Annotated in this window: 5 protein-coding genes; 1 reads left to right on the top strand and 4 read right to left on the bottom strand. The window is 41.7% G+C overall.

Annotation, left to right across the window (positions count from 1 at the left end; translation table 11 throughout):
- Positions 1–267: 267 nt before the first annotated feature.
- Together D5281_RS19635 and D5281_RS19630 are read right to left on the bottom strand one after the other, a co-directional pair.
- Positions 268–1,377 carry a site-specific integrase gene (locus tag D5281_RS19635; protein WP_160561765.1) on the bottom strand — a complete coding sequence of 370 codons (1,110 nt, stop codon included), beginning with the start codon at positions 1,375–1,377 and terminating at the stop codon, positions 268–270.
- Positions 1,378–1,503: 126 nt separating this feature from the next.
- Positions 1,504–1,701, bottom strand: a complete 198-nt coding sequence (locus tag D5281_RS19630; protein WP_160561764.1) for a DNA-binding protein — start codon at positions 1,699–1,701, stop codon at positions 1,504–1,506.
- 223 nt (positions 1,702–1,924) lie between these two features.
- Here D5281_RS19630 and D5281_RS19625 point away from each other — a divergent pair, with 223 nt between their 5' ends.
- Positions 1,925–3,139 carry a DUF6076 domain-containing protein gene (locus tag D5281_RS19625; protein ID WP_160561763.1) on the top strand — a complete coding sequence of 405 codons (1,215 nt, stop codon included), beginning with the start codon at positions 1,925–1,927 and terminating at the stop codon, positions 3,137–3,139.
- Between the two features lie 108 nt (positions 3,140–3,247).
- Here D5281_RS19625 and tuf read toward each other — a convergent pair whose 3' ends face one another.
- Both tuf and fusA read right to left on the bottom strand, forming a co-directional pair.
- On the bottom strand, positions 3,248–4,435 hold the full coding sequence (gene tuf, locus D5281_RS19620; protein ID WP_160561762.1) for an elongation factor Tu: 1,188 nt from the start codon (positions 4,433–4,435) through the stop codon (positions 3,248–3,250).
- Between the two features lie 245 nt (positions 4,436–4,680).
- Positions 4,681–6,798 (bottom strand): elongation factor G, encoded by a 2,118-nt coding sequence (gene fusA, locus D5281_RS19615; protein WP_160561761.1) that lies wholly within the window; start codon positions 6,796–6,798, stop codon positions 4,681–4,683.
- Positions 6,799–6,822: the final 24 nt, after the last annotated feature.

The following is a 6,822-nucleotide window of genomic DNA, read 5'->3' as shown; positions in this document are numbered from 1 at the left end:
TTTATGGCAAAATGCTGTTATTCTGCTGATCACTAAAAAGTGTCAGGATTATATTTTCCTTTGCATAACATGTTTCCATATCCATGATCCACGCCGATAATTATTCTTGTGTTGCTGTTAAATTTCTGCATAATAAATGCCCTCCTGATTTCATGTTTATCTCTAAAACTTCTTTTCATCAGGACAAGCCTCTGCTATAATAAATTTGCAAGATTTTCATAGAAGGGCTTGTCCTTTTTATGTCACGGATTAAATTGTTCCACCAATTCAATCTGTACCTGAAATGTCCCTGTTACCGGCAGGGGCATTTTCACTTGATGCTTCATTCCGCTTTCGGTTCAGCATATCCGCAACTTTTTTCTGTTCGTTAGGATATAAATGCCCATATGTATTCAAGGTAATCTTAATATCCTTATGTCCCATGCGTTCCTTAATAACCATAGGCGCCACTCCCTGATGCGCAAGATACGCACATGCTGAATGTCTTAAATCGTGTACCCTAATCTTTTTTACCCCAGCCCTTTGAATATGCCGTACCATCTTATGCTGCACAGCTTCTCCTACGATTGGAAACAATCTTTCGCTATCAGGAAACTCATATAGTTTATTACAATATTCCTTTATCTCCTGTGTTAAAAATTCCGGTATGTCTATTGTTCTGACCGACTGTTCCGTCTTAGGCGTTGTGATGACATCTTTTCCTTCAGCCCGGTAATAGGTTTTTGAAATGGATATTTTGTTCTCCTGAAAATTTACGTCACTTTTTAATAACGCAAGTAATTCTCCAATACGCATACCCGTCCAGAATAAAATTTCAAACAGCACATAATATCTGCTTCCCGCTTCAATCGTATTAATGAACTGCTGGTACTCCTCATACGTCCAAAAATCCATTTTATCCGCATCTGACTTCCCCATTTTCTTTACTTTCTTGCAGGGATTGTTTGTCAGATTGTAGATATTGGAAGCATGGGTAAATAACGCTGTCATCTGATTCTGAAGCATCCGCAGATATGTCTGCGAATATCCAGCCTCCCGCATTTTATTCTGCCATTGAATAATATCTGCCGGTGTAATTTCATTCATGGACTTATTTTCAAAGTACGGAAGGATATGCCGTTCAATCATATATCTCTTATTTTTGATTGACCGTTCCTTCAATTCACCCTGCTTATCTCTGAAATAAGTCTCAACGAAAGCTCCCACCTTCATATTCATATCTGCTTCTGTTGTGTGCATAAACTGTTCTTCATACTCTTTTGCTTCTCTTTTTGTTTTAAAACCTCTTTTGCATTTTTGTTTCTGTCTGCCCGTCCAATCGTTGTAACGAAACATACAATACCATGTTCCCCTCTGCTCATCTTTATAGACTGACATAAAATCTCCTTTCTTCTCAGGACAGTCTGCGGTTTGTCATATAATCAATCCCGCAGAACTGCCTTTAAATTCGCATTTCATTTTATCCGCATATCCTATCTATCTGAATGATATGCCGACTTCCTGTTACGCTGTTGTCACTCCACTTTGATACCCGTAAAACTTCTTGTCCCAATATGCTCTGGGAATCTTGCCTGACACGACAATATAGCCGCTATCTTCCAGTTCTTTGTTCAACTGTCTGATAATCTTATATGCGTGTCCCTTAGAAACGCCAAGCATATCAACGACATCCTGTGCCGTTACCATATAATTGTTATTCATCTACCTCCCTCCTCCCGCACTGACGCTGTATATTGTCAAGTTTTTATTTTTTGTGTTAAATTTATCTTGACTTGTTATCTATGATAAAACAACACAGGATATTTGTCAAGATAATTTTATTGATTTCTTTTTTATCTTGTGATAGTATTGTATCTATAAAAAAAGAAATGCATTTCAGAGAGGCTATTTTACGCCGTTCATCTGATAGAAAGGAATTTTAAGTATGAATTTATATTCGCCGAACATCATCAAAAATGATTTTCACTTTAATGTTGCAACCTACAGTATTAACCGCCATACTCACGAAGAAACTCTTTCTACCATTTATGATGATGAGAATACTCACAAAAGCGGGACTGCCAGCTTTATAAAAAAAGCGGCTATCCACACCGGCATTATGGAAATTCTCGATTATGATATGCCGGAAAAAGAATCCGCTGTTGTGGCATTTCAGAAATTGAAGTCTGTTTTGCCGTTACTTGGCATTAACTGCACCTTTGACGAAGAAGCCTTCAATGTATATTGCTGCGAACACACACTAAAAGATATCGAAGCTTCTACCGAGCAAATCATGCCAATATTACAGTCCTGCTTTGAAAAACACCCGGCACTGTCTTATCTGTATCCTTTATTTCATATGGTAATGCGCACTTGCTATCAGCAAGCCGGAAAACCAGCCGATACGGAGCTACTTCAAGCCGCCAAACTATTATCCAAAGAAGTTGGCAGTCTTGAGACTTTATGTACGCAAGCAAGAGATTATTTAGATGCGGTTATCATAGCGCCGTCAAAACAAGATGTACAACTGCCTAGCAGTACAATAGCTGAAATATACCATTCTTATTGCCTGTATGCTAGTAAACAGGATTTTCAATCGGATGCATTATCCGCTATGGAAATAAAAGAAACTTTTCTGCCTGACATTCATACCCATACAGATACCCATTCCAATACAAAAGATTGGATAGAGTATTTAAACCATGCCTCTAACCTTATTACAGATAATGCAATCGGGAAATACCCTATTACATCATTCAAACAGTTCTTATGTATAGGCATTAGACTACTTCTTGAAGATGAACTCGTTATCAAAAAATGCAGACTATGTAATGGATATTTTCGTGTGAAGTATACTTCCAACCAAGAATACTGCACAAGAATATACAGAGACACTTCCACTACCTGTAATGAGTACGCCAGCCGGAAATCCTATAAGGAAAAATTATTCAGCCATCCGATTCATACGGAATTCACAAAATCATATAACAGGCTATATGCCCGTATCCGCAGAGGGAAACTGCCTGCTGACACGCCACTTATGGATCAGCTAAAAGCGCTCCATGACGAGTATACCGAAAAATATGAGAACACACATCAGAAAGACCGAGAAGCTATATGGAAAGAATATATAGAAAGAAATAAGGAACTGCTCAATTAGCGAACTTTTGTTATCATTCTGTTATCACGACTTATCAATCCCACCAAACATCGAAAAAGGACTTTCCGAGAAACCTCGGAAAGTCCCATAAATTCAATGAATTTTCGATTACTCGATGATAGTAGCCACACGACCAGAACCAACAGTTCTACCACCCTCACGAATAGCAAACGTAAGTCCCTGCTCCATAGCGATAGGATGAATCAACTCAATTGTCATCTCTACATTATCACCAGGCATACACATTTCCGTACCTGCAGGAAGGTTACATACACCAGTTACGTCAGTTGTTCTGAAATAGAACTGAGGTCTGTAGTTATTGAAGAAAGGTGTATGACGGCCACCTTCATCCTTTGTCAGTACGTAAACCTGCGCTGTGAATTTGGTATGGCAGGTAACTGAACCGGGTTTGGAAAGAACCTGTCCTCTTTCGATTTCAGTTCTCTGAACACCACGAAGCAATGCGCCAATGTTATCACCAGCCTGAGCCTCGTCAAGCAGCTTACGGAACATTTCAATACCAGTTACAACAGTCTTACGAGTTTCTTCCTTTATACCAACGATTTCAACTTCCTCGTTCAGGTGAAGTGTACCACGCTCTACTCTACCGGTAGCAACTGTACCACGACCTGTGATTGTGAATACGTCCTCTACAGGCATAAGGAAAGGCTTATCTGTAGCTCTCTCAGGATCAGGAATATAGGAGTCAACTGTGCTCATCAGTTCCATGATCTTGTCGCCCCATTCGCTGCTGGGATCTTCCAGAGCCTTAAGAGCGGAACCCTTGATAATCGGGCAGTCATTGAAGCCATATTCTTCAAGCTGCTCTGTAACTTCCATTTCTACCAGCTCAATAAGCTCAGGGTCGTCTACCATATCACACTTGTTAAGGAATACAACGATATAAGGTACGCCTACCTGACGGGAGAGAAGGATGTGCTCCTTTGTCTGAGCCATAACACCATCAGTTGCAGCAACAACCAAAATTGCGCCGTCCATCTGAGCAGCACCGGTGATCATGTTCTTAACGTAGTCAGCATGTCCCGGGCAGTCAACGTGTGCATAGTGTCTGCTGTCTGTTGAATACTCAACGTGAGCGGTAGAGATTGTAATACCTCTTTCTCTCTCTTCAGGAGCCTTGTCGATATTCTCGAAATCAGTAGCTTCATTACCAGCAACTCTTTCAGCAAGTACCTTTGTGATAGCTGCTGTCAGTGTAGTTTTACCATGATCAACGTGACCGATGGTACCAATATTACAATGGGTTTTCGTTCTGTCAAATTTAGCTTTCGCCATTTTTAAAGTCCTCCTTTAATTGATACAAACATTTTTTCGAAAAATATAATCAACTAGTTTGATTATATTAGATAATACTGATATTTTCAAGCACTATTTGTTTTTGCCTGATTGCAGATTCGGATTCGTTATCCTTCACGGCCTGAGGATCGCTTCTGATAACATTCAGGGCAGTATTCCCCTAATATCTGAATCAAGTCTCACGGAATGTGCGGTTATTCACATTCCCGAACATGAGCAGTAACTTATTTCCCTTTAGATGCCAATACCTTTTCCTGTACGCTCTTTGGCACCGGCTCATATTTTTCAAAGAACATGGAGTAATTACCACGTCCCTGTGTCCTGGAACGGAGATCTGTTGAGTAGCCGAACATCTCTGAGAGAGGTACATAAGCCTTAACCATCTTGCCTCCGCCGATATCCTCCATACCCTCAATACGTCCGCGGCGGGAATTGATATCACCGATAACATCGCCCATATAATCCTCAGGCATTGTTACTTCCACTTTCATAATAGGCTCAAGCAGAACAGGGCTTGCCTTCTGCATAGCATCCTTGAAGGCCATAGAACCGGCAATGTGGAATGCCATTTCTGAGGAATCGACTTCATGGTATGAACCATCGAATACGGTCGCATGAACACCCAGTACCGGGAATCCGCCAAGAATACCGCATTTCGCCGCTTCTTCAATACCTTCGCCTACGGCAGGAATGTATTCCTTGGGAATAGCGCCGCCCACTACTGTGGATTCAAACTTAAACAGTTCTTCTCCGTTAGCATCCATAGGCTCGAATTTGACCTTACAATGGCCGTACTGACCACGTCCACCGGACTGTCTTGCGTATTTGGAATCAACCTCAACTGTCTTTGTAAAGGTTTCTTTGTAAGCAACCTGAGGTGCACCTACGTTTGCCTCTACCTTGAACTCACGCAGAAGTCTGTCTACGATAATTTCCAGATGGAGCTCACCCATACCCGCGATAATGGTCTGGCCTGTCTCCTGATCTGTATGAGCACGGAAAGTAGGATCCTCCTCTGCAAGTTTTGCAAGAGCCTCGCCCATTTTGCTCTGTCCGGCTTTTGTCTTGGGCTCAATTGCAAGCTCAATAACCGGCTCAGGGAATTCCATGGATTCCAAAATAACGGGATGCTGCTCATCACAGATAGTATCACCTGTAGTGGTAAACTTAAATCCAACGGCTGCAGCGATATCGCCAGAGTAAACCTTATCAAGCTCTGCTCTCTTGTTCGCATGCATTTGAAGGATACGTCCCACACGTTCCTTTTTACCTTTTGTTGCATTTAATACATAGGAGCCTGCGTTCATTGTACCGGAGTAAACTCTGAAGAATGCAAGCTTTCCAACATAGGGGTCAGCCATGATCTTAAATGCCAGCGCTGAGAAAGGCTCCTCATCCGAGGAATGTCTCTCAATCTCATTGCCGTCCAAATCAGTACCCTTAATAGCAGGGATATCTGTGGGCGCAGGCATATATTCAAGAACCGCATCCAAAAGTTTCTGAACGCCTTTGTTTCTGTAAGCGGAACCGCAGCAGACAGGGATTGCGGTACACTCACATGTAGCTTTCCTTAAAGCTACTTTCATCTGCTCAACGCTAGGTTCCTCACCTTCCAGATAAATCATTGTCAGATCATCATCTAATTCACAGATTTTCTCAACAAGCTCCGAACGGTATAACTCAGCATCATCTGCCATATCAGCGGGAACATCAATAATATCAATGTTCTCTCCCTTGTCATCATTGTAGATGTATGCTTTCATTTCAAATAAATCAATAATTCCTTTAAATTCATCTTCTTTGCCAATCGGCAGTTGAAGAATAATTGCATTTTTACCAAGTCTGGTTCTAATCTGTTCTACAGCTCCATAAAAGTCAGCGCCTAAAATGTCCATTTTATTGATAAAAGCCATTCTTGGTACATTATAAGTGTCAGCCTGCCGCCAAACATTTTCTGACTGTGGTTCCACACCACCCTTAGCACAGAACACGCCTACCGCACCGTCAAGTACACGCAGGGAACGCTCAACTTCAACCGTAAAGTCAACGTGTCCGGGTGTATCAATAATATTGATACGATGCTCCAATGCGCCTGGCTTGGGTTTGCAGTTTTCCTCCAGAGTCCAGTGACATGTGGTGGCTGCTGATGTGATGGTGATGCCTCTTTCCTGTTCCTGCTCCATCCAGTCCATGGTAGCAGTGCCTTCGTGAGTATCACCAATCTTATAGTTAACGCCGGTGTAGTATAAGATACGCTCTGTCAGGGTCGTCTTACCTGCATCGATGTGAGCCATAATACCAATGTTCCTGGTTCTCTCCAACGGATATTCTCTTCCAGCCAAAGGTTTTTCCTCCTTATATCAGTC

Origin of the sequence: Parablautia muri (genome assembly GCF_009917485.1) — a bacterium.
In the GTDB taxonomy this organism is placed as follows: domain Bacteria; phylum Bacillota; class Clostridia; order Lachnospirales; family Lachnospiraceae; genus Suilimivivens; species Suilimivivens muri.
This window is presented reverse-complemented; position numbering and strand designations above follow the sequence as displayed.